Source organism: Pseudomonas putida group bacterium ESBL64 (assembly GCF_045277175.1).
Classification (GTDB): Bacteria; Pseudomonadota; Gammaproteobacteria; order Pseudomonadales; family Pseudomonadaceae; genus Aquipseudomonas; species Aquipseudomonas alloputida.
In genome coordinates this window covers 5,224,764-5,249,357 of the sequence record NZ_CP145799.1, presented here as the reverse complement: position 1 = coordinate 5,249,357, position 24,594 = coordinate 5,224,764, and the positions used below count along the sequence as shown (strand labels likewise).

Sequence of the window (24,594 nt, the reverse complement as noted above, 5' to 3'; positions counted from 1 at the left end):
ATCAAGGATTCTGTGCCAGATGCCCTTGCGGAATCACCCGCTTGGCCTGCAGGTAGGCCTTGGCCCAGTAGCTGTTCGACAGGTAGTCCAGGCGCACGGTACCACCGGTGGAAGGTGCATGCACGAAGCGCCCGTCCCCGACATAGATGCCGGCATGGCTGACCTGCGAGCCGCCACTGGTGGCGAAGAACACCAGGTCACCAGACTGCAGCGAACTGACATCCACCGTCGGTGCGCGCATGACAATCATCTCTCGCGTCGAGCGCGGCAGGCTGATGCCAGCAGCATCACGGTACACATACTTGATCAGGCCGCTGCAGTCGAAGCCGGAGTCCGGCGTATTGCCCCCCCAACGATAGGGCGTGCCAACCAGACCAATGGCGCGGATCAGTACGTCATCGGCAATCGGTGAAGGACTGGGCTGGCTATAGGTCACCTGCGGCTGTACCACAGGGGCCGGCGCAGGCGCACGGCTGGAGCATGCAGCCAGCAAGGCTGCCAAGGAGAAAAATGCGAAGCGCGCCATCTTTACCATGGCCAGAACATCCTGTCTGAGACCGCTGCGCTGCAGCCGAAAAGAGTTGAGAATTTAGATTAGACGCTTTCTGTAAATGCGCACGGCGGCGAGCTTTTTTTAAAGCATCACCGCCGCGGCAGGGTACATCATTTTGATATCAGTTGCGCGCGATGTTGGTCGGCGCCATGGCCAAGGCTCGCTTGGCTTCAATGAAGGTCTTGCTCCAGTAACGATCACCGAGGCTGTCGATGCGCACACCACCACTGCGGCGGCTGCTGGAGTGGATGAACTGGTTGTCACCCAGGTAGATCCCGGCATGGCTTACCCGGCCACGGCCATTGGTGCTGAAGAACAGCAGGTCACCTGGCTTGAGCTTGTTGCGGGCCACTTTCGGGGCATCGACGTTGATCATTTCACGCGTGGAGCGCGGCAGCGTCATGCCCGCCTCTTCGCGGAACAGGTAACCGATGAAGCCACTGCAGTCGAAGCCGGACTTTTCCGAGGTACCACCGAAGCGGTAGCGGGTGCCGATCAACGACATGCCGCGCTCGAGAATGCTGTCAGCCAGAACCGGCAATTGGTAAGGCTTGCTGCCGGAGAAAGACGCCAGGTCATCTTCGGTGGCCAGCTCTTCCGGCTCGCCGAACACCGACGAAGAAGAGGCTTTGGCGTTGATTGCCGATTGTGCAGTGATCGGCGTGTGATCCTGGGGCTGGGATACCGGGCCTTGGGCCGCGCAGCCAAAAAGCAGGGTCACGAGTGCGAGTGGCACGAGGGGTGCGAAGCGCTTCAGCATGGGCACGACCGTGTCTGTAATCCTTTAGAAGGGTGAAACTATGCCCTCTATCATGGCCATTTGCAAATTTTATCGAAAAAGATGTGACTTTTTTGTTTTACCGCTCTGGCCCAAGGTTTTCAGGGGGTTACCAGCCGAGGGTTTCCTTGAGAAACGGAATGGTGAGCTTGCGTTGTGCCTGCAGCGACGCCTGATCGAGGCGCTCGAGCAAGTCGAACAACGCGCTCATGCTCCGCGCGCCGCGGGTGAGGATGAAATGGCCGACTTCGTCGGTCAGGTGCAGGCCACGGCGCGAAGCTCGCAGCTGCAAGGCGCGCAGCTTGTCTTCGTCGGACAGGCCGCGCATCTGGAACACCAGGGCCAGGGTCAACCGCGACTTCAGGTCCGGCAGCTTGATCGGCAGCTCACGCGGTGATGCCGAGGCAGCCAGCAGCAAGCGTCGGCCGCTATCGCGCAGGCGGTTGAACAGGTGGAACATGGCCTCTTCCCAATCAGCCTTGCCGGCGATCACGTGCAGATCGTCGATGCACACCAGTTCGTACTGGGCCAGGTAGTCGAGCAGTTCGACGCCACGATCGAGCAATTGCGCCAGCGGCAGGTAGACAGCAGGCTCGCCACGTTGCTGGAAGCGATGGGTGGCGGCCTGCAGCAGGTGGGAACGGCCAACACCCTGCTTGCCCCACAGGTAGATAAGGCTCTCGGTCCAGCCGGCGTCGGCTTCGCATAGCCGCTCGACGTAACCCAATGCCGCAGCATTGGCGCCCGGATAGTAGTTGATGAAGGTGGCGTCATCGCGCAGGCGCACACCCAGGGGCAACTGGATCGGTGGTTTCATGCTCGCGGGCGGTCGACGGGACCGCTGGGGGCCTTTGGTGAACAATCTGCAAAGTCTATACCCGCAACGCGGGGCGCACAATCTCGACTGCAGATAGGGCAAGCAAAATCAACAAGTTGCGCTGCACAAGCGAACGACGGATGCAGGACAAACCGTGCTCAGCGCCCGCGAGATCGGGCGCCGCGAGGCGACGCTCAATTTCGCGGGCGCGAAACAGCTCAAGACGAAACACAGGGTGTTCAAAGCTCCGGGTCGATGTTCCCAGCGTACATATCCGATTCCTTGTACAGGGCATGCACATGCCGCAGCAGCACCATGATCACCGCCGCCACCGGCAGCGCCAGCAGCACACCGGTGAAGCCGAACAGTTCACCCCCGGCGAGGATGGCAAAGATCACCGCAACCGGGTGCAGGCCGATGCGATCGCCCACCAGCAGAGGGGTCAGCACCATACCCTCCAGCGCCTGCCCGACCATGAACACCGCAACGATGCCCAGCATCGGATACAGGTCGCCACCGAACTGGAACAGGCCGGCCACCAGCGCGGCACCAATGCCAATGATGAAGCCCATGTAAGGCACGATGGCCGCAAGGCCTGCAAGCATGCCGATCAGCAGACCGAGTTCGAGCCCCACCAGCATCAGGCCGGCTGAATAGATGACGCCCAGGGCCAGCATCACCATCAGTTGCCCGCGCACGAATGCCCCCAGCACTTCATGGCATTCACCTGCCAGGCCCATCACTTGTGGCTCGCGCTGGCGCGGCAGCAGGCCGCGCAGCTTGCCCATCATCAAGTCCCAATCGCGCAGCAGATAGAAGCCCACTACCGGAATCAGCACCATGTTGGCCAACCAGCCCACCAACGCCAGGCTTGAGGCGGTGGCCTGGGACAGCAGCATGCCGACGATATCGGTGGTCTGCCCCATGTGCGCGCCGATGGCGGCCTTGATCTTGTCGAACTTCCAGAAACCATCGGCCAGGCCAAGGCGGCCCTGTACCCACGGCAGCGCGACATGCTCAAGCCAGTCGAGCATCTGCGGCGCCAACTCGTACAGGCGCACCAACTGCTTGGCCAGCATCGGCACAAGCACCAGCAACAACGCCAACAGCAACAGGGTGAACAGGCCGAACACCACCACCACACCCCAGGTACGCGAAAGCCCCAGGCGCTCGAGACGATCGACCAGCGGGTCGGCCAGGTAGGCCAGCATGATGCCGACCAGGAACGGCGTAAGAATATTGTGCAGGCTATAAAGCAGCACAGCGATCAGCAGTGCAGCGCCCAGCCAGATCCAGCGACGCATGTCAGTCACGGTAAGCGCCCCTTACCAGCGAAAACGCAAGCCGTCGAACGGCTTGGGTGCTGGCTGCGCAGGCGCGGGCTGCCCGGCTGCGGCGTCCACTGCCGGTGCTGGCATGGCCGGCACCGCCGGTGCCTGCTCGACCGGCACTTCCTGCAGCTTGGCCAGGCCAAGCTGGGCACGCAGCTGTTCACGATTGCCCGTAACCCCGTAGGTCAGGGTAGTACCTTCAGCCGCCTGCAAGCGTGGGCCATAGGGCTCCAGCACGCGAGCCAGTTCGGCATAGCGCTGCAGGTTCATGCCCTGCACTTGCACCTGCAACTGGCTGCTGGCACCCGGCCGGGTAACGTAGCGCGGCGCCAGGCGGCTGCTTACCGCCATCATCACCGCGTCAGCCAAGGCGGCCTGGTCGGCGCCCTCGGCAGTGCCCTGCTCACGCTGGTCGCCCAGCCACAGCTGCCACTTGCCCTGCCACTTGCCGTCGGCTTCCTGGGCATGTACCGCCAGCAAAGCATCGGCGCCGTAGCGCTCGGAAGCTTCGCGCAGCGGTGCCGGATCGTTGCCTTCGACCTGCTTGGCATTGGCGACCAGCTGCTCCTGCAAGTCGGCCAGCGGCAAGCGCAACGGCAGACCACGGTGCTGGGCGGCGCGGCGCAGGGGTTGGGCACTGGCCTGGCCATCACCGACCAGGTTGCTGCCCTCAACGGTGTCGTTCAGCCACCACCCCAGTATCGAGGGCCGGTTACTGCCCCACAAAGCCAGGCCAGCCTTGCGCAAAGCCCGCTCGGTGCTACCGGGGTCGAACTCGACCACGACCGACTCAGGCGGGCCGGCTTCGCTGCCCACCTGGTTGATGATCTGCTGTGGGTCCTTGCGCAGCTCGGCCAATGCAGGGCTCTGCACGGCCTTTGGGTCACCGGTCAGACGCTGCACCAACGTGTCCAGGGCTTTGACTGTGGCTGCGGTACGGGCTTCGGCGCCCGGCCCGGTGACCGGCTCGCGCACCTGATAAAGGCCGGAGACATTTTCAGCCAGGGCCGTGGCCGAGATCAGGGCCAGGCAACCGGCTGCCAGAATATTGAACAAACGCATGGAGGATTCCTGTCCAGTCGAGCTTCAAGCCGTAAGCTTCAAGCTGCAAGAAAAAGCAGGCCGAGCGCCAGGCTGCATTGTCGTGCAGCCGCAAGCTCGTTGCTTGCAGCTTATACACATGCAACCGCATCAACCACCCTCCCGCTTTTTTCAACAATTACCGCCCTGCCCGTCGGCCTGAGGATGGCCGCTGCCCGGCAACCCTGATAAAATCGCGCGCCTTCACAGACCACTGACGTTTCAGACCGCCGCCGCTTATCAGCCGGCTTTGGCCGTCATGGTCGTTTTTAAGAATCCCTCCCTCCTAAAGGCCTGGATCAATGAGCAAGCAACCCTCCCTGAGCTACAAGGACGCCGGTGTAGACATCGACGCCGGCGAAGCACTGGTCGAACGCATCAAGGGCGTGGCAAAACGCACCGCACGCCCTGAAGTCATGGGTGGCCTGGGCGGCTTCGGCGCCCTCTGCGAGATCCCGGCCGGCTACAAACAGCCGGTGCTGGTCTCCGGCACCGACGGCGTCGGCACCAAGCTGCGCCTGGCGCTGAACCTGAACAAGCACGACAGCATCGGCCAGGACCTGGTCGCCATGTGCGTCAACGACCTGGTCGTCTGCGGCGCCGAGCCGCTGTTCTTCCTCGACTACTACGCCACTGGCAAGCTGAACGTTGACGTGGCCGCCACCGTGGTCACCGGCATCGGCGCCGGTTGCGAACTGGCCGGCTGCTCGCTGGTCGGTGGTGAAACCGCCGAAATGCCTGGCATGTACGAAGGCGAAGACTACGACCTGGCCGGTTTCTGCGTAGGCGTGGTGGAAAAGGCCGAAATCATCGACGGCTCCAAGGTTGCCACCGGTGACGCGCTGATCGCCCTGCCATCCTCGGGCCCGCACTCCAACGGCTACTCGCTGATCCGCAAGATCCTCGAAGTGTCGGCTACCGACATCGAGAACACCCAGCTGGACGGCAAGCCGCTGACCGACCTGCTGATGGCGCCGACCCGCATCTACGTCAAACCGCTGCTGCAGCTGATCAAAAACACCGGCGCCGTCAAGGCCATGGCCCACATCACCGGCGGCGGCCTGCTGGACAACATCCCGCGCGTACTGCCGAAAAACGCCCAGGCCGTGGTTGACGTGGCCAGCTGGCAGCGCCCGGCGGTGTTCGACTTCCTACAGGAAAAGGGCAACGTCGACGAGCACGAAATGCACCGCGTACTGAACTGCGGCGTGGGCATGGTCATCTGCGTGGCCCAGGACCAGGTCGAAGCCGCTCTGAACGAACTGCGCGCCGCCGGTGAGCAACCGTGGGTAATCGGCCACATCGCCGAAGCCGCCGAAGGCGCTGCCCAGGTCGAGCTGCAGAACCTCAAGGCACACTGATGCCGAGCAAGACCTGCAATGTAGTGGTACTGCTGTCGGGCTCCGGCAGCAACCTGCAAGCCCTGATCGACAGCTGCCAAGGGCAGGACAGCCCGGTGCGTATCCGCGCGGTGGTTTCCAACCGCGCCGATGCCTACGGCCTGCAACGCGCCGCAGCGGCCGGTATCGACAGCGTCGTGCTCGACCACACCCAGTTCGACGGCCGTGAAGCCTTCGATGCCGCGCTGATGGCGCGCATCGACGGCTTTGCCCCGGACCTGGTGGTGCTGGCCGGTTTCATGCGCATCCTCAGTGGCGACTTCGTGCGCCACTATCAGGGCCGCCTGCTCAACATCCACCCGTCGCTGCTGCCCAAGTACAAGGGCCTGCATACGCATCGCCGGGCATTGGAAGCTGGCGACGCCGAGCATGGCTGCAGCGTACACTTCGTGACTGAGGAACTCGATGGCGGCCCACTGGTCGTACAGGCTGTGGTACCGGTGGCGTCTGATGACACCGTCGAAAGCCTGGCACAGCGGGTACACCATCAGGAACACCTGATCTACCCACTGGCGGTGCGCTGGTTCGCTGAAGGGCGCTTGCGTCTCGGCGAACACGGTGCATTACTGGACGGCCAGCCACTGGCGGCCAGCGGTCACTTGATTCGATCCTAGGAGAATTTATGCGTCGCGCCCTGCTCTTGGCTCTCGCCGTGCTCGCCCTGCCCCTCCAGGCAGCTGAACTGAAGCCCTTCTCGGCCAGCTACACCGCCGACTGGAAGCAGCTGCCCATGAGCGGCACCGCCGAGCGCAGCCTGGTCAAAAATGCCGATGGTACCTGGGACCTTAACTTCAAGGCTTCCATGATGATCGCCAGCCTGACCGAGCAAAGCACCCTGCGCCTGGACAACGACACCCTGCTGCCGCAGAAGTATCACTTCGAGCGCGGCGGCCTGGGCAAGGCCAAAAAGGTCGACCTGGACTTCAACTGGAGCACCAAGAAAATCACCGGCAACGACCGTGGCGATGCCGTCAACCTGACACTGAACCGCGGCGTACTGGACAAGTCCTCCTACCAGTTGGCCCTGCAGCACGACGTGGCCGCAGGCAAGAAGAGCATGACCTACCAGGTGGTCGACGGCGACGAGATCGACACCTACGACTTCCGCGTGCTGGGCACCGAAAAGGTCACCACCAAGACCGGCCAGGTCGATGCCGTGAAGGTCGAGCGCGTGCGCGATCCCAGCCAGAGCAAGCGCATCACCGAGCTGTGGTTCGCCAAGAACTGGGACTACCTGCTGGTGCAACTGCGCCAGGTGGAGACCGATGGCAAGGAGTACGTGATCGTGCTGCAGGATGGCACGGTCGATGGCAAGCCGGTGAAGGGCAACTGATCGCGCACTGCCTGCAACACCTGAAGCCCCGCCCTGTGCGGGGCTTTTCTTTGCTGCGAAGAAGCCCCCCCAGGCAGCATCCCTTCGAGCTTCATGAAACTTGTTTCATGCCTGTTTTACTTACTTAGTCTGCTAACAAACTCTATAAAGAAGACGTGCGACACACTGTCGCAGCCATCTTGAAGAAGTGGAGTTTACCGATGACTGTCCAAGTAACCGAACGCGACGAATCGAGAATGTCCCACGAAGGCCTGGCCGCTGGCGTGCGGATCTGGGATGTGTACCAGCAAGGCCAACTGGTGGGCATGTTCCATAACGAACACGAAGCACACCAATACCGCGTTGAGCTTGAAGACCTGGAAAACCAGCGCGCCACACAATGACCCTGCGCACTGCGACACCCCCCTGACTCACCTGGGCTCAGAGAGCAACCCCACAATACTGCGACATCGCCGGCGTATTGTGGGGTTGCCATGACAGGGCCTACACCGCCCCGAAACGCACCTCCACCGACAGGCTGCCCAGGTTATCGCTCAGGCCAGCCCCGTAACGCCCGTCCAGGTCGTCATTGATGCACAGCTGCAACTCACCTTGCTGGCCACGCGGCAATTGCACCTGGTTGCCGACCAGGAACGGCGCACCGCCGTTGCCGATACGCCCGATCAACGCCCCTTCCGGTTGACCAGGCAAGGCATAGCCGGGCTTGGCGATCAACCTTGGGTTGCCCGCCGCGCCAACCATGCCGGTGGCCGGGTTCGCCGTCCACTGCCCGCCCGTGCATACCGCCAACTGCCAGCTCTGCCCATTGACCTGCATGCCCGTGCCCTGCCATGCCTGGTTGGCCTGCACCTGCACGGTGCGCTTGAGCAGGTCGCTGGCCACCACGTCGGCGGCCTGGAACGTCAACGCGGTGATGGTCAAGGTCGGGTTGGCGGTGCCGGTAGTGGGGAACACGCCGTCGCCGACCAGGAACAGGTTGGGGTGGTCCCAGCTGCGCTGGTCCTTGTCCACCACCGACGTGGTGCGGTCCGAGCCCATGCGGTAGGTGCCCATCAGGTGGCCAGCGCCGTAGAACGGGTAGTTCTGGCCGTCGTACTCAAACACCGTTTGCGAGCCGGGCTCAAGCTTAGGGTTCAGGTCGGTCAGCTCGGTAGCGCCCATCAGTTCGGTGATGATGTGCGTGGCGGCCAGGCGCGCCTGCTTGAAACCCTCCTTGGTGTAGTCGGACAGTTCGTAGGTGATCTGCGGCCGAGGCAGGCCCAAGCCGTCGGCGAACTCCGTACTCCTCTCCACCCGGCACAGCGCATTATCGGGGTCTTTCTCCACCTGCTCGACCAAGAAGCCCAGACGGAACTGGCGGGTCAGCACGCTGTTGAGCTGCTGCACCAGCGCCTGGCCGGACAACGCCAGCTTGCTGGGGTTAGCGCCGCCGTGGTTGGTCCCGTCGATAAAATCGCAGACCGAGGTGTAGGGGTCGTTCACCGACCAGTTCCAGCCCTCGTTGCCGATTTCGATACGCCAGGCGGCACGCTGGCTGCGGAACGGGCCATCGCGCATGTCCTCAATCCCCGAGGTGGACAACGGCCCCCGGAACGGGAACAGCGGCTTGCCTTCAGGCATCAGGCCCCAGGCCAGGTACACCGGGTGGTCAGCCAATGCCTGGCCGACCTGGCCGCTGCTGTTGGCGACCCCTTTAGGGCTGTTCGGGCCGATGGAGTTGAGCAGCAATTTCGGCGTTTCGATCGCGTGGGCGGCGATTACGTAGCGTTTGCCCTGGGCCGTGCCGTTCTGGCGCGTACCGTTGTTCTGGTACTGGATGAAATCGATGCCCGTGACCCCATTGGCATCGACCTGCACCTGGCTCGCCACGGTCTGGTAAAGGATGCGCACGTTGCCGGTATCCAGTGCCTTGGCCATGGTCACGGTGGCGTCGTACTTGGCCTGGATCGGGCAGATCGGCGTGCAGCTGGTATTGCCAGCGCACACCCGACGGCCGTTATCATTCTGCGAGTTGCGCCCGGCCGGCGTCTGCCGGACGTTGAGGGTGACACCTGGGTACGGCTTGCCGTCAGGCCCCTTCTCCGGGCTTTGGTACACGGTGCCCGTGACGTGCTTGCCCAGGCCCTGGTCAACCAGCGACGGCGGGATGCCATGCATGCTGTATTTGTAGCCCTGCGGGAAGGTCACGCCCAGGTAAGTCTGCGAGGCGACATCCGCGGACACGCCCATCTCTTCCTCGGCGCGGCAGTAGGCAGTCTGCAGGTCGTCGTAACTGAGCGGCCAGTCGACCCCGACGTTGTACGCAGTGCGCATGCGAAAGTCGTTGGGCAACAGGCGCAGGGCCGTGCCCATCCAGTGCCACATGGTACCGCCGCCTACCCGCTCGTAGGTGCTGGCGAACAGGTGCGGTCCCTTCTGCACCAGGTAGCTTTTCTGCGCCTTGTTCGGGTCTTGGCTACCCGCGGTGATCAAGTCCTGGATGGTCGCCCGTGGCGCGAACTGCGTGGCCGGGGTCTGCTCGCTCTGCTCAGGTGGGTACGGCGACTCGGGCGCTTTGAGCACCGCGGTATAGAAGCGCTCCAGGTACTCGCTGCGATTGGGCGGAATGGCCGGGCCCGATTCGAGCACCAGCACTTTCAACCCGGCCAGGCCCAACTGGTAGGCCATGACACTGCCGGCCATGCCGGCGCCCACCACGATCACATCGGCAGTTTCAATGTTCTGGGTTTGTACATTGCTCATGGCTGCTGCCCTTCCTTGGCGTCGACACCGGTGAATTGCTTGAGGGTCGGTGGCTGCTCACCCCAGTACCCGAAGTGGAACTGGCTGTAGCCCATAGGGTGAGATTGGGCGATCTTCCACGCCCAGCTCTCCTTGTAGGCCTGGTCGGAGACCACACGCGTGTCACCCGTGCGGGCGTTGCCCAGGTCGTAGGGTTGGTACCAACTGCCGAGCAGCCACAGCTTCATGATCGAGCGGGCGCCCTGGGCGATTTGCGGGTTCGCGTTAGCGAGCACGGCACTGGCGATTTGCGCGGGCGGCTGGCTCTGAATGCTGGCGTACAGCTCCAGCAGGCTGCTGAACGCCTCAAGGCCCATGCCTTGCTGGGCGGTGGCGAAGAACACCGGCGGCAGGTTGATCGGGTCGACGGAAGGCGCCAGCAGCTTGGCCGACAGGCCAGTGAGTACGGCGGACAAGCCGATGAAGTTTTGCAGGTTCTGGTCGCTCATGGCATCACTCCTTGGCGCCGGTGGATTGGGCACGTTCAAGCAGGAAAGTGAAATCGGCGAAGCTGGTGCGTGGCGACTGGGTCACGCGGGTGGTCGCGTTGTTGTGGCACTCCATGCAGCTGGACGAGGCCTGCGGGGTGGTGCCCTGGTTGTAGGTCTCCAGGGTGGCGTTGGCCAGGAAGTTCGGCGCAGGCGTACCTAACGGGTTGGTCGGCGACGGCACCTGGCAGTCATCGGCCGGGTCGGTGGGCCACTGGGTGCTGATCAGGTGGTAGTTGGCCCACACCGTGCCCTTGAGCGCGCCTTGCCACTGCGCGTTGAGCTGTTGGGTGGCGGCGGTGATGGGAATGTCACGCACGATCTGCGAGGGGATGGCCTTCTTCGACGGATCCCACGGTTGCGCGGGCGGCTCGTTCACCGGGCGGTTGCTGGCCTGGGCGTCGTAGAACAGGTAGGGCCCCTTGCGCTCGTTCATTGGCGTGGTCTTTTCCGGCACGTTGCGCACGTGCTCGAACGTCGACCATACCCACTGCGGAGCGCCCTCGGTCTTGTGCACGATGTGCAGGCCTACCAGCCCGACCTTCTGCGCATTGCACGATTCGGGGATCACCGCCCCCTTGTTCGGGTCGGCGTTGCCGGGGGTGTAGACCAGCGCGTCGACGGCGTGGAACTCCTGCGGGTTGTCGCTGCCATCGAGCACTTTCCAGGCCGACTTGACCATGATCGCGCCGACCTGCTGGGCCTTTTGCGAACCGCAGGCGAAAGCGATGCGGTTGTCGGCCTTGCTCAGGAACGCTTGCTGGCCTTCCTTGCTGTACAGGCCATTGTTGACGATGTCATCGAACATTGGCTGGTTGACCATGATCGCGTTGCGCGTGTAGGTGCCGCTTTGGTCGACCAGCGGGCCGGTCTTGAACGGCTGGATGAACTCATCGAGCACCCCGGCGACCTTGCCCATCTGTTGCAGCACCGGCAAGTCACCCTTGCCTTGGCAGGCCGCGGGCACGGGCGCCTGCTGGTCCCAGGCGACGGGTTTCTGACCCTTGGGCAGAAAAATCTCGTAGCTTTCTTTCCACGACTCCCACACGGTCTTGCCGGGCGCGCCGATCTTCGCCGAGGTGTTGGCACTGCCGTCGGCGTTGGCGGGCCAGTTCAGGGCGACGAAGGTTTGCCACGACAGCACGTCGAAATCGTGTTGCAGGTTGTCCAGGGTGAAGGGGGGATTGGCGGTGACATCGAAGGGAATCGCAGGTGACAGCACCGGCGGGCTGGCCGCATCGGCCATGGCGAACGCACTGGTGAAGCTCGCACCCAGGCACGCCAACCGTTTCAGGGTTATTTTCATTGTCGTCTCCTCAGCAGATAAAGCGTCGGGACGACGAGGCGTACTGGCCCTTCCTGGACCGAATGTTCAGCGCTATCCCTGACGCTAAGCTGGAGGCTAGCCGTTGTGCCGGAACCCTAAGAAATGTCCGACGAACGGAGGGAACCAAGACGATAGTACAAGTGACTAACCGCGCCGGTTCGGTGAGCGGCGAACCCTTTCGCGACGCAAGGCCAGCGTCTTCTTGAGAACGCGCGTGTCGCGAAAGGGCCGCAGAGCGGCCCTGCGATCTTGAATGAACCGCATTAACGCCAAGGCGGGGTTTTCGTGTTTACCACATCAGATCATCAGGGATCTTGTAAGCCGCGTACGGGTCGTCTTCGTCCGTTTCCTCGACATGGCTGTTGAGCAGCAGAATACGGCCAGGGTCGCGCTCCTGGATCTTCAAGGCAGCCTCACGGGGGATAACCTCGTAACCACCGGCATGGGCTACCACGGCCAGCGCGCCGTTGCTCAGCTTGGTACGCATCAGGGCGTTGACGGCAATGCGCTTGACCTTCTTGTCGTCGACGAAGTTGTAGTAATCCTCGGTGCTCAGTTTGGGCAGGCGAGTGGCCTCGATCAGTTGCTTGACCTGCGCGGCACGGGCCTTCTGCTCGGCCTTTTCCTGCTGCTGGCGGTTCAGTTCCTGGTCACGCCGGGCTTTTTCAGCCATGGCTTCCTTGGCCATGCGCTGCTGGCTGTCGTCGACTTCGACCTGGCCTTTGTGCTCCATGCGCTTCTGTTTCTTTTCAGCTTTGTTGGTCTGCGAGACCTGTTTCTGGTTGACCAGACCGGCTTTGAGCAATTGGTCGCGAAGGGAAAGGCTCATGAATATTCACTCACTTATGCAACAGCTCAGCCGCAGCTGGGCAGGTTCTTTTCCTGACGTTTGGCTTCCCCCCAAAGGGCATCCAGCTCGTCAAGGTCACAATCTTCAATGGGGCGGCCACTGTCGCGCAATGCCTGTTCGATAAAACGGAAACGTCGTTCGAACTTGCGATTGGCGCGGCGTAGCGCATGCTCTGGGTCTTGCTTGAGGTGGCGGGCCAGGTTGACCGCAGCAAACAGCAAGTCGCCGACTTCATCTTCCAGCGCATCGGCGTCGCCGTCGGCCATGGCCTGCAGCACTTCATCCAGCTCTTCGCGGACCTTGTCCAGCACCGGCAACGCCGCCGGCCAGTCGAAACCGACCGTGGCCGCACGTTTTTGCAGTTTGGCTGCCCGCGACAGCGCCGGCAAGGTTGCCGGCACGTCATCAAGCAGCGACAGCTGTTCGGGCTGGCTCTTCTCCGCGCGCTCTTCGGCCTTGATTTCTTCCCAGCGCGACTTGACCTGGGCTTCGCTCAGGCTGGGCGTGTCCACCGGCGCGTACAGCTCGCCAGTCGGAAAAACGTGCGGGTGGCGGCGGATGAGCTTGCGGGTGATGCTGTCGACCACACCATCGAACTCGAAACGCCCTTCTTCGCGGGCCAGCTGGCTGTAGTAGACCACCTGGAACAGCAAATCGCCCAGCTCGCCTTGCAAGTGCTCGAAATCGCCGCGCTCAATGGTGTCAGCGACCTCGTAGGCCTCTTCGATAGTGTGTGGGACGATGCTGGCGTAGTTCTGCTTCAGGTCCCACGGGCAGCCGTACTGCGGGTCGCGCAGGCGGGCCATGAGATGCAGCAGGTCGTCAAGGGTGTAGGTCATTCAATCAGGTCCTTTCAGTGGCGCCTTCTTCGCGGGTAAACCCGCTCCCACAGGATGGGTGCAGCTTTCGAAATCTGCACCTTACCTGTAGGGAGCGGGTTTACCCGCGAAGCAGACGCCCCGGTCTCAAGGGGTACGATTACGCCGCGTCTCGATGATGTTCGGCAACTGCGAGATCCGCCCCAGCAGGCGCCCCAGCGCGTCCAGGCCGGGGATCTCGATGGTCAGCGACATCAGCGCGGTGTTGTCTTCCTTGTTCGAACGGGTATTCACCGCCAGCACGTTGATCTTCTCGTTCAGCAGCACCTGCGACACATCGCGCAGCAGGCCCGGGCGATCGTAGGCACGGATGACGATGTCGACCGGGTAGGTCTGCACCGGGATCGGCCCCCAGCTCACCTGGATCATGCGCTCTGGCTCCTTGCCCGCCAGCTGCAGTACCGAGGCGCAGTCCTGGCGATGAATGCTCACGCCACGGCCCTGGGTGATGTAACCGACAATGGCATCGCCCGGTAGCGGCTGGCAGCAGCCGGCCATCTGTGTCAGCAGGTTGCCGACACCCTGGATCTGAATGTCGCCACGCTTGCCGGTACGCGGCCCGGTAGGCTTGCGCGGCACCAGCTCGATCTGCTCGATACGCTCAGGCTCCAGCAACTGCTGGGCAGCGTTGACCAGATGAGCCAGGCGCAGGTCGCCAGCACCGAGCGAGGCAAACATGTCCTCGGCGGTCTTGACGTTGGTCTTCTCGGCCAGGCGCTCGAAATCAACCTGCGGCAGGCCCAGACGACTGAGCTCGCGCTCAAGCAAGGTCTTGCCGGCAGCAACGTTCTGGTCGCGGGCCTGCAATTTGAACCAGTGGACGATCTTGGCCCGCGCCCGTGAGGTGGTCACGTAGCCCAGGTTGGAGTTCAACCAGTCACGGCTAGGGTTGCCGTGCTTGCTGGTGATGATCTCCACCTGTTCGCCAGTCTGCAGGCTGTAGTTCAGCGGCACGATACGGCCGTTGATCTTCGCGCCGCGGCAGTTGTGGCCGATCTCGGTGTGCACGCGGTAGGCAAAGTCCAATGGCGTGGCGCCTTTGGGCAGGTCGATGGCGTGGCCGTCGGGGGTGAACACATAAACCCGGTCAGGCTCGATGTCGACCCGCAACTGCTCGGCCAGGCCACCGATGTCGCCCAGCTCTTCGTGCCATTCCAGCACCTGGCGCAACCAGGAAATCTTTTCTTCGTAGTGGTTGGAGCTGGGCTTGACGTCGGTGCCCTTGTAGCGCCAGTGGGCGCATACCCCAAGTTCGGCCTCTTCGTGCATGCCGTGGGTGCGGATCTGCACCTCCAGCACCTTGCCCTCGGGGCCGATTACCGCAGTGTGCAACGAGCGGTAGCCGTTCTCCTTGGGGTTGGCGATGTAGTCGTCGAACTCCTTGGGAATATGCCGCCACAAGGTGTGCACGATGCCCAGCGCGGTGTAGCAGTCGCGGATTTCCGGCACCAGCACGCGCACCGCACGTACGTCGTAGATCTGGCTGAACTCCAGGCCTTTGCGCTGCATCTTGCGCCAGATCGAATAGATATGTTTCGCCCGACCGCTGATGTCGGCATTTACGCCAGTGGCGAGCAACTCGTTCTGCAACTGGTTCATCACGTCGCTGATGAAGCGCTCGCGGTCCAGTCGCCGCTCATGCAACAGCTTGGCGATCTGCTTGTACTGGTCGGGCTCCAGGTAGCGGAAGGACAGGTCTTCCAGCTCCCACTTGATGTGACCGATACCCAGGCGGTGCGCGAGCGGCGCATAGATGTCGAACACTTCACGCGCGACACGCAGGCGTTTCTCGTCATCGGCGGACTTGACCGCCCGGATTGCGCACGTGCGTTCGGCCAGCTTGATCAGCGCCACGCGCACGTCGTCAACCATGGCCACCAGCATCTTGCGCAGGTTCTCGACCTGCGCCTGCGAGCCCAGCACCAGCGACTGTCGTGGGCTGAGGCTGGCACTGATGGCGGCCATGCGCAGCACGCCGTCGATCAGCTTGGACACCACCGGGCCAAAACGCTGGCTGACCTCGGCGAGGGTGACCTTGCCCTCGCGCACCGAGCGGTAGATGACCGCAGCCACCAGAGAGTCCTGGTCGAGCTTGAGGTCAGCAAGAATTTCGGCGATTTCCAGGCCTGCCTGGAAGCTGGACGTACCATCCGCCCAGGAATGCTTGGCCGGGTTGCCCTTTTTCTCTACCTCAAGAGCAAACTCGCAGGCTTCTTTCAGCGCTGCGCGATCCAGTGCCGAATCGACGCTTACCACATGGTCCAACCATGCTTCGAGATTGATACTGCCGTCGGTGTTGACCGGCTGGTGCACTCTCACCTGTACCATCTTTGTTTTACCTTTCCATGCAGCACACCATACGGGTGTGCTGGCGATCACCGTGCGGCCGCCATTCCGTGGCAACCGCACCAAGGGGCCAGTCAGCTAGCCCGCTTCGAATAACGCCATGGCCTCGACATGCGCCGTCTGAGGAAACATGTCGAGAATCCCGGCCCTTTTTAACCGGTACCCCTGGCCGACCAGCACTTGGGCGTCTCTCGCCAGCGTGGCCGGGTTGCACGATACGTAGACCAGCCTTCTGGCCTTGAGGCGGGCGATGCCTTGCACCACCTCGAAAGCACCGTCGCGCGGTGGATCCAAGAGTACCGCAGAAAAGCCCTCGGCGGCCCATCCGGTGCCTGCCAAAGGCTGCGATAAATCGGCCTGAAAAAACCGTGCGTTATGCACATTGTTGTTCCGGGCATTGGCCGCGGCCCGATCGACCATGGCCTGTACACCTTCCACTGCCACCACCTCACGCGCCTGGCGGGCCAGCGGCAGGGCAAAGTTGCCCAGACCGCAGAACAAGTCCAGCACACGCTCGTCGGCTTGTGGCGCGAGCCAGGCCAAAGCCTGCTCGATCATCGCCGTATTGACCTGGGCATTCACCTGCACAAAATCGCCCGGGCGCCAGGCCAGCTCCAGCTGCCAAGGTGCCAGGGCAAAGCCCAACCGTGCCGCTGGGTCCACGGGCGCCGGCTCACCTTCGCCTTGCAGCCACAGCTGGGCGTTGGCCTGCTCGCAGAACGCTTGCAGCCTGGCCTGGTCCTCGGCCGGCAACGGCGCGACGTCGCGCACCAGAACCGCCTCGGCGGTGCCACTGAACAGCTCTACATGGCCCAGCGCCTGCGGCTTGCTCAACGAACGCAGCACCGTCGGCAAGTGGCGCAAAATGGACTGCAAGGGTTGTACCAGCACTGCACAATCGTCGATGGCAATGATGTCCTGGCTGGCTTCGGCGCGGAAACCCACCTCCAGCTGACGCGCCTTGACGTCCCAACGCACGGCCACACGGGCGCGGCGCCGGTAGCCGAATTCCGGCCCGCTCAGGGGGGCAGCCCACGCCTCGGGTTGCACGCCGGCCACCCGCTGCAACTGCTCGGCGAGGGTGCGCTGCTTCAGCGCCAGTTGCGCGTCGTGCGGCAGGTGCTGCAGGTTGCAGCCACCGCAGCGGTCGTAGTAGCGACATGGCGCCTCACGGCGCTCGGGCGCGGCCTGCAGCAACCGCTCCAGGCGTGCCTCGACCACTTTGCCACGGGCGTTGAGCACCCGCGCCTCCACGGCCTCACCGGCCAAGGCGCCGCTGACGAACCAGGTACGCCCGTCGAGGAAGGCAATGCCACGGCCGTCACCGGCCAGGCGCTCGATGTCCAGGCGCTGCTTCTTGCCCACTGGGACCTGGGGGGTGCGATTGCCGCCGGCCGGCTGGAAGCGCAAGCCGCTGTTGCTTTTTTTCTTGGACATTTAGCGTGGATCAAACAGGCCGGTGGACAGATAACGGTCGCCGCGGTCGCAAATGATCGCAACCATGACCGCATTTTCCACTTCGCGGGACAGGCGCAACATGGCCGCGACCGCACCACCAGAAGACACGCCGCAGAAAATGCCCTCTTCACGCGCAAGGCGACGGGTGGTGTCTTCGGCTTCCTGCTGCGACATGTCGACCACGCGGTCGACGCGGGTGGCATCGAAGATTTTCGGCAAATATTCCTCGGGCCAGCGGCGAATGCCCGGAATAGCCGAGCCCTCCATCGGTTGCAGGCCGATGATCTGCACCGCGGGGTTCTGTTCCTTGAGGTACTGCGAGCAGCCCATGATGGTACCGGTGGTCCCCATGGAGCTGACGAAATGGGTAATGGTGCCCTGGGTCTGCTGCCAGATCTCCGGGCCGGTGCTGTTGTAGTGGGCGATCGGGTTGTCGCCGTTGGCGAACTGGTCGAGCACCAGGCCACGGCCTTCGGCCTGCAGCTTCTCGGCCAGGTCACGGGCGCCTTCCATCCCCTCCTCCTTGGTCACCAGGATCAGCTCGGCGCCATAGGCCGTCATGGCGGCCTTGCGCTCGGCGGTGGAGTTGTCGGGCATGATCAGGATCATCCTGTAGCCCTTGATCGCCGCCGCCATCGCCAGGGCGATGCCGGTGTTGCCGGAGGTGGCTTCGATCAGGGTATCGCCTGGCTTGATCTGGCCGCGCAGTTCGGCGCGAGCGATCATCGACAGTGCCGGGCGGTCTTTCACCGAGCCGGCAGGATTGTTACCTTCGAGCTTGAGCAGGAGGGTATTGCTGGTTTCGCCAGCGATGCGCTGCAGGCGAACCAGTGGCGTATTGCCGACGCAATCGGCGATGGTTGGGTACTGCACGGTCATGGCGTATTTCGCAATCCGGACGGCGGGGGTGCCTATCATACCGGCAAACCCTTCGCGGCCATATCACGCAATCTGTAGTGCATATAGCTACAAGCTATAACGGTGTGACATGTGCTGGCCTCTTCGCGGGTAAACCCGCTCCTACGAGGATTCGCTAGCCTGCAGGAGCGGGTTTACCCGCGAAGCGGCCGGCACATGCAACGGCAACCTCATCCACAAGCGCAACCCGCGTTTGCCATTCTGCGCCCACAAGGTGCCGCCCTGGCGCTGGATGGCACTGCGGGCGATGCTCAGCCCCAGGCCGAAGCCACCATCCCCGGGCCGCGAACCGTCCAACCGCGAAAACGGCGCGAAGATCCGTTCCAGGTCTTCTTCAGCGACACCGCCACCCTCATCCTCAAGCCACAACCACCAATAGCTACCCTCACGCTGCCCACCCAACCGCACCACACCCTCGGCCGGCGAGTGGCGAATGGCATTGCGCAAGATGTTCTCCAGCGCCTGAGCCAGGTGGTTGAGGTTGCCCTGCACCCAGCAGTCGGCCGGTACTTCGCAGCGCAGTTGCGCAGGCGACCAGCCGCTCTCGTAGCTGGCATTTTCGGCCAGCAACTCCCACAAGGCGTGGACCTCGATCGGCTCAAGGTTCATCGGCGCACGCTCGGCGTCCTGCCAGGCCAGTTGCAGGGTGTCTTCGACCAGTTGCTGCATGCAGTCCACTTCACGGATCAGGCGATCACGCAGACGCTGCAGGTCGGTTTCACCATCGCAGGCCACCCGCAGCCGGCTCAGCGGCGTGCGCATTTCGTGGGACAGGTCGCGCAGCAACTGCTGCTGCATAGCCACCGTGCCTTGCAGTCGCTCGGCCATCTGGTCAAAGGCACGCGCCAGTTCGCCCAATTCGTCATGCCGGGCGATGGTGCGCGAGTCCAGGCGGGCCGACAGCTGATCGGCCCGCCAGGCATTGGCCTGCTCGCGAAGTTGATTCAGCGGCACGATCAACATGCGGTACAGGCCCACACACAACAGCAAGGTGAACAGCCCCGGAATGATGCCGTTTGTGACAATGCGCCACAGCAAGCGGTGCTGGCCCGGATTGAAGCGCTGCGGCAGTTCGATCACCAGCATGCCCTGCTCCGGCGCCCCCGGGAACGGTATGCGCACCCACGGCTGGTCGACACTGCGCCGACTCATCGGCCAATCGACACCGCGCAGGCGTGTCAGACGCTGCATGATCTGTGGGTTGAGGGAGGCGCTGTCGAGCGGGCGCAGGTTGATGTCGAGCACGCCGACCCAGCCCCGTTCGCGCTGATGCATGGCCGCCACCCACTGGTCCAACCCTTCCCGCCCGCCGCTGCGCCAGGCCTGCTCAGCTTCGGCGGCATAACCCCGCAGGGTCTGCCGTGCCGACTCCGAGAGGAAGGCATTCTGGGTTTCCATGTGCCGGCCCCAGGTATAACTGAGGCCGATCATCAGCAGGCAGAAGCCCACCAGCAAGATGGTCAGCTTCCAGAACAGCGAATGGCGGTCGAGCATGGTTCACTCCGCCTCGCTGGCACTGAGCACGTAACCCTTGCCCCACACGGTGCGGATCTGCCGTTCGTGATAACCGATGCCCTTGAGCTTGCGACGGATCTGGCTGACGTGCATGTCCAGGCTGCGGTCATGCCGTGAATAGCCGCGCTGCAACACATGCTGGTACAGGAACGGCTTGCTGAGGACTTCGTCGAGGTTGCGGTTGAGGATATCCAGCAGGCGGTATTCGCTGGGGGTCAGGCCTGCCAGGCGGCTATTCAGGCGCACGTCACACAGCCCCTCATCGAACTGCAGCTCGCCGCAGCCGGCTTGCTCCAGCGGGCCCTGATGCCGCCGCTCCAGGGCCACGCGGCGCAGAATCGCCTCGATGCGCACCTGCAACTCGGCCATGCTGAATGGCTTGGGCAGGTAATCGTCGGCGCCGCGCTGAAAGCCGCTGATACGATCCGCCTCGGCCCCCAGCGCCGACATCATGATTACCGGTGTAGCGCTGTGCCTGCGCAACTGCGCCAAGGCGTCCAGCCCATCAAGCCCGGGCAGCAGGATGTCCATGAGCACAACATCGAAAGCCTGGCGGCCAGCCGTTTCCAGGCCCTCCAGGCCATTGCGGCACCAGGTGACCTGGCAGCCGCCACGCTGCAGCTCTTCCTGCAGATAGGCGCCAAGCACCGGGTCGTCCTCGATGGCAAGGATGTGGGTGTTGTAAATAGATACAGGATTCATTGGCAACTGCCATGCATTCTCAATTACGCGATTATTGAGCATTCGCCACCTGCCAGGCAACCGCACTGCGACCAATGCCCCGGCAACGGCGCATAACACGTACTAAAGAGATGCAATGGTGCGGCAGGCGGAGTAACTTCGCGGCTTGGCCGTTACCACTTGACGGCATCCAGGCACATCAGAGGAGGCGAGTGTGCTCGATCGCTTGGGAATCCGCAGCCGGGTACTGCTGCTGGCACTGCTACCGGCCGGCTTGATGGCCCTGGTGCTGGGTAGCTATTTCACCTGGCTGCAACAGAACGACCTGCGCACCCAGCTGCTGCAGCGCGGCAAGATGATCGCCGAACAACTGGCGCCCCTGGCCGCACCGGCCATGGCCCGGCTCGCGCCTGCGCAACTGGAGCGAATTGCCGCACAAACCCTGGAGCAGGCCGATGTGCGCGCAGTGGCGTTTCTGGCCCCGGACCGCACGCGCCTGGCCCACGCTGGCCCAAGCATGCTCAACCTGCCGCCCAGCGGCGGTACCGGCACCCAACTCCTGCAGCGCAGTGGCAACGACGCCACCCGCTACCTGATGCCCGTGTTCGGCCACCACCGCGACCTGGCCACCGACGCCGTGCCGGCCGAAGCCGAGCGCCTGCTGGGCTGGGTAGAGATCGAGCTGTCGCACGACGGCACGCTGCTGCGCGGCTACCGCAACCTGTTCACCAGCCTGTTGCTGATCCTCGCCTGCCTGGCACTCAGCGGCCTGCTGGCGCTGCGCATGAGCCGCACCATCAACGACCCCATCGAACGCATCAAGCACGCGGTCAATCAGCTCAAGGACGGCCACCTCGAAGAACGTCTGCCGACCATGGGCAGCCATGAGCTGGACGAACTGGCCCACGGCATCAACCGCATGGCCGAAACCCTGCAAAACGCTCACGAAGAACTGCAACACAGCATCGACCAGGCCACCGAAGACGTGCGCCAGAACCTGGAAACCATCGAAATCCAGAACATCGAGCTGGACATGGCGCGCAAAGAGGCACTTGAGGCCAGCCGCATCAAGTCGGAGTTCCTGGCCAACATGAGCCACGAAATCCGCACCCCGCTCAACGGCATCCTCGGCTTTACCCACCTGCTGCAAAAAAGCGAGATGACACCGCGCCAGCTCGACTACCTGAACACCATCGAGAAGTCTGCTGACAACCTGCTGGGAATCATCAACGAGATCCTCGATTTCTCCAAGATCGAGGCCGGCAAGCTGGTGCTCGACAGCATACCGTTCAACCTGCGGGACCTGGTCCAGGACACCCTGACCATCCTCGCTCCGGCCGCCCACGCCAAGCAGCTGGAATTGCTGAGCCTGATCTACCGCGACACGCCTGCTTCGCTGGTGGGCGACCCGTTGCGGCTCAAGCAGATCCTCACCAACCTGGTCAGCAACGCCATCAAGTTCACCCGCGAAGGCACCATCGTCGTGCGCGCCATGCTGGAAGATGAGCACGAAGACTGCGCGCAGTTGCGCATCAGCGTGCAGGACACCGGCATCGGCCTGTCACCTCAGGATGTGCGCACACTGTTCCAGGCCTTCAGCCAGGCTGACAACTCACTGGCCCGCCAGCCCGGCGGCACCGGTCTGGGGCTGGTGATTTCCAAGCGCCTGATCGAACAGATGGGCGGCGAGATCGGCGTCGACAGCACCCCGGGCGAAGGTTCGCAGTTCTGGATCAGCCTCAACCTGCCCAAGGCTCATGACGATGCCGAAGCGCTGCCACCGCAGCCGTTGCTGGGCCGCCGTGCCGCCATTGTCGATGGCCACGAACTGGCGCGCCAGGCACTGGAGCACCAGCTGGAAGACTGCGGCCTCAGCGTGAGCCTGTTCGCCTCCTACGACCAGTTGCTGCAGGGGGTGCAGGCCGCCAGCCAGGCCGGCCTGCCCTTCGAGTTCGCGGTGCTCGGGGCCAACCTGGGTAACCTGTCGCCCGAGCAACTGGGCCATTATCATCAGCAGCTCGAGCGTTACCACTGCCAATGCGTGGTGCTGTGCCCGACCACCGAGCAGGCGCTGTACCACCCGTACCTGCCCAACGGCCATGGCCAGTTGCTGTCCAAGCCGACCTGCACCCGCAAGCTGCGGCGCCTCTTGCTGGAGCTGGTACAACCTCGCCGTCCACTGGCCGAGGGGAGCAACGCCAACGGCCAGCGACGACCGAAAATACTCTGCGTCGACGACAATGCCGCCAACCTGCTGCTGGTAAAAACCCTGCTCGAAGACTTGGGTGCCGAGGTACTGGCCGTCAACAATGGTTATGCGGCGGTACAAGCCGTGCAGGAAGAGTTGTTCGACCTGGTGCTGATGGATGTGCAGATGCCCGGCATGGACGGCCGCGCCTGTACTGAACAGATCCGCCTGTGGGAAAACACCCAGAGCGGCAACCCGCTGCCAATCGTCGCCCTCACTGCCCATGCCATGGCCAATGAAAAGCGCGCGTTATTGCACAGCGGCATGGACGACTACCTGACCAAACCCATCAGCGAACGGCAACTGGCCCAGGTGGTGATGAAGTGGACCGGCCTGAGCCTGGGCACACCGCAGCAGGCGCAGGCCGAGCTACTGACCAATGGCGACGAACTGAAGGTACTCGACCCCGAAGAGGGCCTGCGCCTGGCCGCTGGCAAGGCAGATCTGGCCGCTGACATGCTGAGCATGCTGCTGGCCTCCCTGGATACGGACCGCGAAGCCATACGCGCCGCCCGCGAAGCCGATGACCGCAATGGCCTGATCGAGCAAGTACACCGTCTGAACGGGGCCTCACGCTATTGTGGCGTACCGCAGTTACGGGCAGCGTGCCAACGCAGCGAGACCTTGCTGAAGCAGGACAATCCGCAGGCGCAGCAGGCCCTGGATGAACTGGACAGCGCGATCAGCCGGCTGTCGGCACAGGCCAGATTGAGCGCTTGAGTGGCTCTGGGCCACGCTGGGTATGCCTTGACAGGCAGCGACCCAACCAAGACATGCATTGCAAAGGAGTTCCACCATGCGCGCCCTGTTGTTCAGCAGCCAGCACTACGATCAGGAAAGCTTCACCAAGGCTGTCAGCGGCACCACCCTGGAGCTGCATTTCCAGTCCGCCCGCCTGACCCTCGACACCGCCGCCCTGGCAGAGGGCTTTGAGGTGGTCTGCGCCTTCATCAATGACGAACTCGACGCGCCGGTGCTGCAGCGCCTGGCCGCTGCGGGCACGCGGTTGATCGCCCTGCGCTCGGCCGGCTACAACCACGTCGACCTGGCCGCCGCCCAGCGCTTGGGCCTGGCCGTGGTGCGGGTGCCGGCCTACTCGCCACACGCCGTTGCCGAGCACGCCGTGGCGCTCATCCTGGCACTCAACCGGCGCCTGCATCGGGCCTACAACCGCACCCGCGAAGGTGACTTCACCCTGCACGGGCTGACCGGCTTCGACCTGCACGGCAAAACCGTCGGGGTGGTCGGTACCGGCCAGATCGGGGCCGCCTTCGCTCGCATCATGGCCGGTTTCGGCTGCCAGCTGCTGGCGTACGACCCCTACCCCAACCCAGAGCTGCTGGCCCTTGGCGCCCGCTACATGCCCCTGCCCGAGCTGTTGCGCGAAGCCCGCATCATCAGCCTGCACTGCCCGCTGACCGAGCACACTCGCCACCTGGTCAACGCGCAAAGCCTGGCCCAGTTGCAGCCCGGCGCCATGCTGATCAACACCGGTCGCGGTGCGCTGGTCGACACCCCGGCGCTGATCGACGCACTGAAAAGCGGCCAGCTTGGCTACCTGGGCCTGGACGTCTACGAGGAAGAAGCCCAACTGTTCTTCGAGGACCGCTCCGACCTGCCCTTGCAAGACGATGTGCTGGCTCGGCTGCTGACCTTCCCCAACGTGATCATCACCGCTCACCAGGCTTTCCTCACCCGCGAGGCGCTGGATGCCATTGCCGCGACCACACTGGACAACATCAACCGCTGGGCGGCAGGCAATCCACAGAACCTGGTGATGGGTTAATGCTAGGATACGCGGCATTTCTGGAG

At 63.3% G+C, this 24,594-nt stretch carries 21 protein-coding genes; 6 read left to right on the top strand and 15 right to left on the bottom strand.

Translation table 11 applies throughout. The features are described from left to right. Position 1 precedes the first annotated feature (1 nt). The 5 genes from V6093_RS23840 to V6093_RS23820 form a co-directional block, all read right to left on the bottom strand. Complete coding sequence (locus V6093_RS23840) at positions 2–535, bottom strand: C40 family peptidase (RefSeq protein ID WP_003252446.1); 534 nt, start codon at positions 533–535, stop codon at positions 2–4. A gap of 139 nt (positions 536–674) precedes the next feature. After that, positions 675–1,313, bottom strand: a complete 639-nt coding sequence (locus tag V6093_RS23835) for a C40 family peptidase (protein ID WP_003252444.1) — start codon at positions 1,311–1,313, stop codon at positions 675–677. A 127-nt stretch (positions 1,314–1,440) separates the two neighbouring features. After that, entirely contained in the window at positions 1,441–2,148 is a 708-nt protein-coding gene (gene hda / locus V6093_RS23830; RefSeq protein ID WP_003252443.1) for a DnaA regulatory inactivator Hda, read from the bottom strand. 239 nt (positions 2,149–2,387) lie between these two features. Next, positions 2,388–3,461 (bottom strand): AI-2E family transporter, encoded by a 1,074-nt coding sequence (locus tag V6093_RS23825; protein ID WP_003252442.1) that lies wholly within the window; start codon positions 3,459–3,461, stop codon positions 2,388–2,390. Positions 3,462–3,473: 12 nt separating this feature from the next. Further along, positions 3,474–4,541, bottom strand: a complete 1,068-nt coding sequence (locus tag V6093_RS23820) for a DUF2066 domain-containing protein (RefSeq protein ID WP_014861002.1) — start codon at positions 4,539–4,541, stop codon at positions 3,474–3,476. A gap of 320 nt (positions 4,542–4,861) precedes the next feature. On the opposite strand from V6093_RS23820, the gene purM reads away from it, so the two are divergent. The 4 genes from purM to V6093_RS23800 all read left to right on the top strand — a co-directional run bounded on the left by purM (position 4,862) and on the right by V6093_RS23800 (position 7,675). Continuing rightward, positions 4,862–5,920, top strand: a complete 1,059-nt coding sequence (gene purM / locus V6093_RS23815) for a phosphoribosylformylglycinamidine cyclo-ligase (protein WP_003252437.1) — start codon at positions 4,862–4,864, stop codon at positions 5,918–5,920. Continuing rightward, positions 5,920–6,573, top strand: coding sequence for a phosphoribosylglycinamide formyltransferase (gene purN, locus V6093_RS23810; protein WP_003252434.1), 654 nt, complete (start codon positions 5,920–5,922; stop codon positions 6,571–6,573). Before purM ends, purN begins: the two co-directional genes overlap by 1 nt. 8 nt (positions 6,574–6,581) lie before the next feature. Next, positions 6,582–7,292, top strand: a complete 711-nt coding sequence (locus tag V6093_RS23805) for a DUF3108 domain-containing protein (RefSeq protein WP_004575332.1) — start codon at positions 6,582–6,584, stop codon at positions 7,290–7,292. Between the two features lie 200 nt (positions 7,293–7,492). After that, a complete protein-coding gene (locus V6093_RS23800; protein ID WP_003252431.1) occupies positions 7,493–7,675 on the top strand; it encodes a hypothetical protein in 183 nt (60 codons plus the stop codon). 100 nt (positions 7,676–7,775) lie between these two features. On the opposite strand, the gene V6093_RS23795 is transcribed toward V6093_RS23800, so the two are convergent. The 10 genes from V6093_RS23795 to V6093_RS23750 form a co-directional block, all read right to left on the bottom strand. Further along, positions 7,776–10,034, bottom strand: coding sequence for a GMC oxidoreductase (locus V6093_RS23795; RefSeq protein WP_047603347.1), 2,259 nt, complete (start codon positions 10,032–10,034; stop codon positions 7,776–7,778). Next, positions 10,031–10,522, bottom strand: coding sequence for a hypothetical protein (locus V6093_RS23790; RefSeq protein WP_003252427.1), 492 nt, complete (start codon positions 10,520–10,522; stop codon positions 10,031–10,033). Before V6093_RS23790 ends, V6093_RS23795 begins: the two co-directional genes overlap by 4 nt. A 4-nt stretch (positions 10,523–10,526) precedes the next feature. Further along, the gene (locus tag V6093_RS23785; RefSeq protein ID WP_012053459.1) at positions 10,527–11,867 is read right to left on the bottom strand and encodes a hypothetical protein; all 1,341 of its coding nucleotides are present in this window, start codon (positions 11,865–11,867) and stop codon (positions 10,527–10,529) included. 310 nt (positions 11,868–12,177) lie between these two features. Continuing rightward, positions 12,178–12,717: a DUF2058 domain-containing protein gene (locus V6093_RS23780; RefSeq protein ID WP_003252424.1), complete on the bottom strand. Its 540-nt coding sequence runs from the start codon at positions 12,715–12,717 to the stop codon at positions 12,178–12,180. A gap of 26 nt (positions 12,718–12,743) precedes the next feature. Beyond that, the gene (gene mazG / locus V6093_RS23775) at positions 12,744–13,577 is read right to left on the bottom strand and encodes a nucleoside triphosphate pyrophosphohydrolase (protein ID WP_003252422.1); all 834 of its coding nucleotides are present in this window, start codon (positions 13,575–13,577) and stop codon (positions 12,744–12,746) included. Positions 13,578–13,703: 126 nt separating this feature from the next. Then, on the bottom strand, positions 13,704–15,944 hold the full coding sequence (gene relA, locus V6093_RS23770) for a GTP diphosphokinase (RefSeq protein WP_003252420.1): 2,241 nt from the start codon (positions 15,942–15,944) through the stop codon (positions 13,704–13,706). 96 nt (positions 15,945–16,040) lie between these two features. Further along, the gene (rlmD, locus tag V6093_RS23765; protein WP_406669630.1) at positions 16,041–17,399 is read right to left on the bottom strand and encodes a 23S rRNA (uracil(1939)-C(5))-methyltransferase RlmD; all 1,359 of its coding nucleotides are present in this window, start codon (positions 17,397–17,399) and stop codon (positions 16,041–16,043) included. Continuing rightward, positions 17,400–18,299 carry a cysteine synthase CysM gene (gene cysM / locus V6093_RS23760; protein WP_179053466.1) on the bottom strand — a complete coding sequence of 300 codons (900 nt, stop codon included), beginning with the start codon at positions 18,297–18,299 and terminating at the stop codon, positions 17,400–17,402. A 141-nt stretch (positions 18,300–18,440) separates the two neighbouring features. Then, the gene (locus V6093_RS23755; protein ID WP_179053467.1) at positions 18,441–19,832 is read right to left on the bottom strand and encodes a cell wall metabolism sensor histidine kinase WalK; all 1,392 of its coding nucleotides are present in this window, start codon (positions 19,830–19,832) and stop codon (positions 18,441–18,443) included. A gap of 3 nt (positions 19,833–19,835) precedes the next feature. Continuing rightward, positions 19,836–20,555, bottom strand: a complete 720-nt coding sequence (locus tag V6093_RS23750; protein ID WP_004575336.1) for a response regulator transcription factor — start codon at positions 20,553–20,555, stop codon at positions 19,836–19,838. Positions 20,556–20,748: 193 nt separating this feature from the next. On the opposite strand from V6093_RS23750, the gene V6093_RS23745 reads away from it, so the two are divergent. Both V6093_RS23745 and V6093_RS23740 read left to right on the top strand, forming a co-directional pair. After that, entirely contained in the window at positions 20,749–23,502 is a 2,754-nt protein-coding gene (locus V6093_RS23745) for a response regulator (RefSeq protein ID WP_108078895.1), read from the top strand. 76 nt (positions 23,503–23,578) lie between these two features. Next, a complete protein-coding gene (locus V6093_RS23740; protein WP_108078894.1) occupies positions 23,579–24,568 on the top strand; it encodes a 2-hydroxyacid dehydrogenase in 990 nt (329 codons plus the stop codon). Positions 24,569–24,594 lie beyond the last annotated feature (26 nt).

Excerpts from the sequence above, each read along its gene's own strand:
- V6093_RS23755 (WP_179053467.1), bottom strand. The coding sequence starts at position 19,832 with ATGCTCGACCGCCATTCGCTGTTCTGGAAGCTGACCATCTTGCTGGTG.
- V6093_RS23780 (WP_003252424.1), bottom strand. The coding sequence starts at position 12,717 with ATGAGCCTTTCCCTTCGCGACCAATTGCTCAAAGCCGGTCTGGTCAAC.
- V6093_RS23820 (WP_014861002.1), bottom strand. The coding sequence starts at position 4,541 with ATGCGTTTGTTCAATATTCTGGCAGCCGGTTGCCTGGCCCTGATCTCG.
- V6093_RS23800 (WP_003252431.1), top strand. The coding sequence starts at position 7,493 with ATGACTGTCCAAGTAACCGAACGCGACGAATCGAGAATGTCCCACGAA.
- V6093_RS23805 (WP_004575332.1), top strand. The coding sequence starts at position 6,582 with ATGCGTCGCGCCCTGCTCTTGGCTCTCGCCGTGCTCGCCCTGCCCCTC.
- rlmD (WP_406669630.1), bottom strand. The coding sequence starts at position 17,399 with ATGTCCAAGAAAAAAAGCAACAGCGGCTTGCGCTTCCAGCCGGCCGGC.
- V6093_RS23790 (WP_003252427.1), bottom strand. The coding sequence starts at position 10,522 with ATGAGCGACCAGAACCTGCAAAACTTCATCGGCTTGTCCGCCGTACTC.
- purN (WP_003252434.1), top strand. The coding sequence starts at position 5,920 with ATGCCGAGCAAGACCTGCAATGTAGTGGTACTGCTGTCGGGCTCCGGC.
- V6093_RS23835 (WP_003252444.1), bottom strand. The coding sequence starts at position 1,313 with ATGCTGAAGCGCTTCGCACCCCTCGTGCCACTCGCACTCGTGACCCTG.
- V6093_RS23795 (WP_047603347.1), bottom strand. The coding sequence starts at position 10,034 with ATGAGCAATGTACAAACCCAGAACATTGAAACTGCCGATGTGATCGTG.
- relA (WP_003252420.1), bottom strand. The coding sequence starts at position 15,944 with ATGGTACAGGTGAGAGTGCACCAGCCGGTCAACACCGACGGCAGTATC.
- V6093_RS23785 (WP_012053459.1), bottom strand. The coding sequence starts at position 11,867 with ATGAAAATAACCCTGAAACGGTTGGCGTGCCTGGGTGCGAGCTTCACC.
- V6093_RS23750 (WP_004575336.1), bottom strand. The coding sequence starts at position 20,555 with ATGAATCCTGTATCTATTTACAACACCCACATCCTTGCCATCGAGGAC.
- V6093_RS23740 (WP_108078894.1), top strand. The coding sequence starts at position 23,579 with ATGCGCGCCCTGTTGTTCAGCAGCCAGCACTACGATCAGGAAAGCTTC.
- mazG (WP_003252422.1), bottom strand. The coding sequence starts at position 13,577 with ATGACCTACACCCTTGACGACCTGCTGCATCTCATGGCCCGCCTGCGC.
- V6093_RS23840 (WP_003252446.1), bottom strand. The coding sequence starts at position 535 with ATGGTAAAGATGGCGCGCTTCGCATTTTTCTCCTTGGCAGCCTTGCTG.
- hda (WP_003252443.1), bottom strand. The coding sequence starts at position 2,148 with ATGAAACCACCGATCCAGTTGCCCCTGGGTGTGCGCCTGCGCGATGAC.
- cysM (WP_179053466.1), bottom strand. The coding sequence starts at position 18,299 with ATGACCGTGCAGTACCCAACCATCGCCGATTGCGTCGGCAATACGCCA.
- purM (WP_003252437.1), top strand. The coding sequence starts at position 4,862 with ATGAGCAAGCAACCCTCCCTGAGCTACAAGGACGCCGGTGTAGACATC.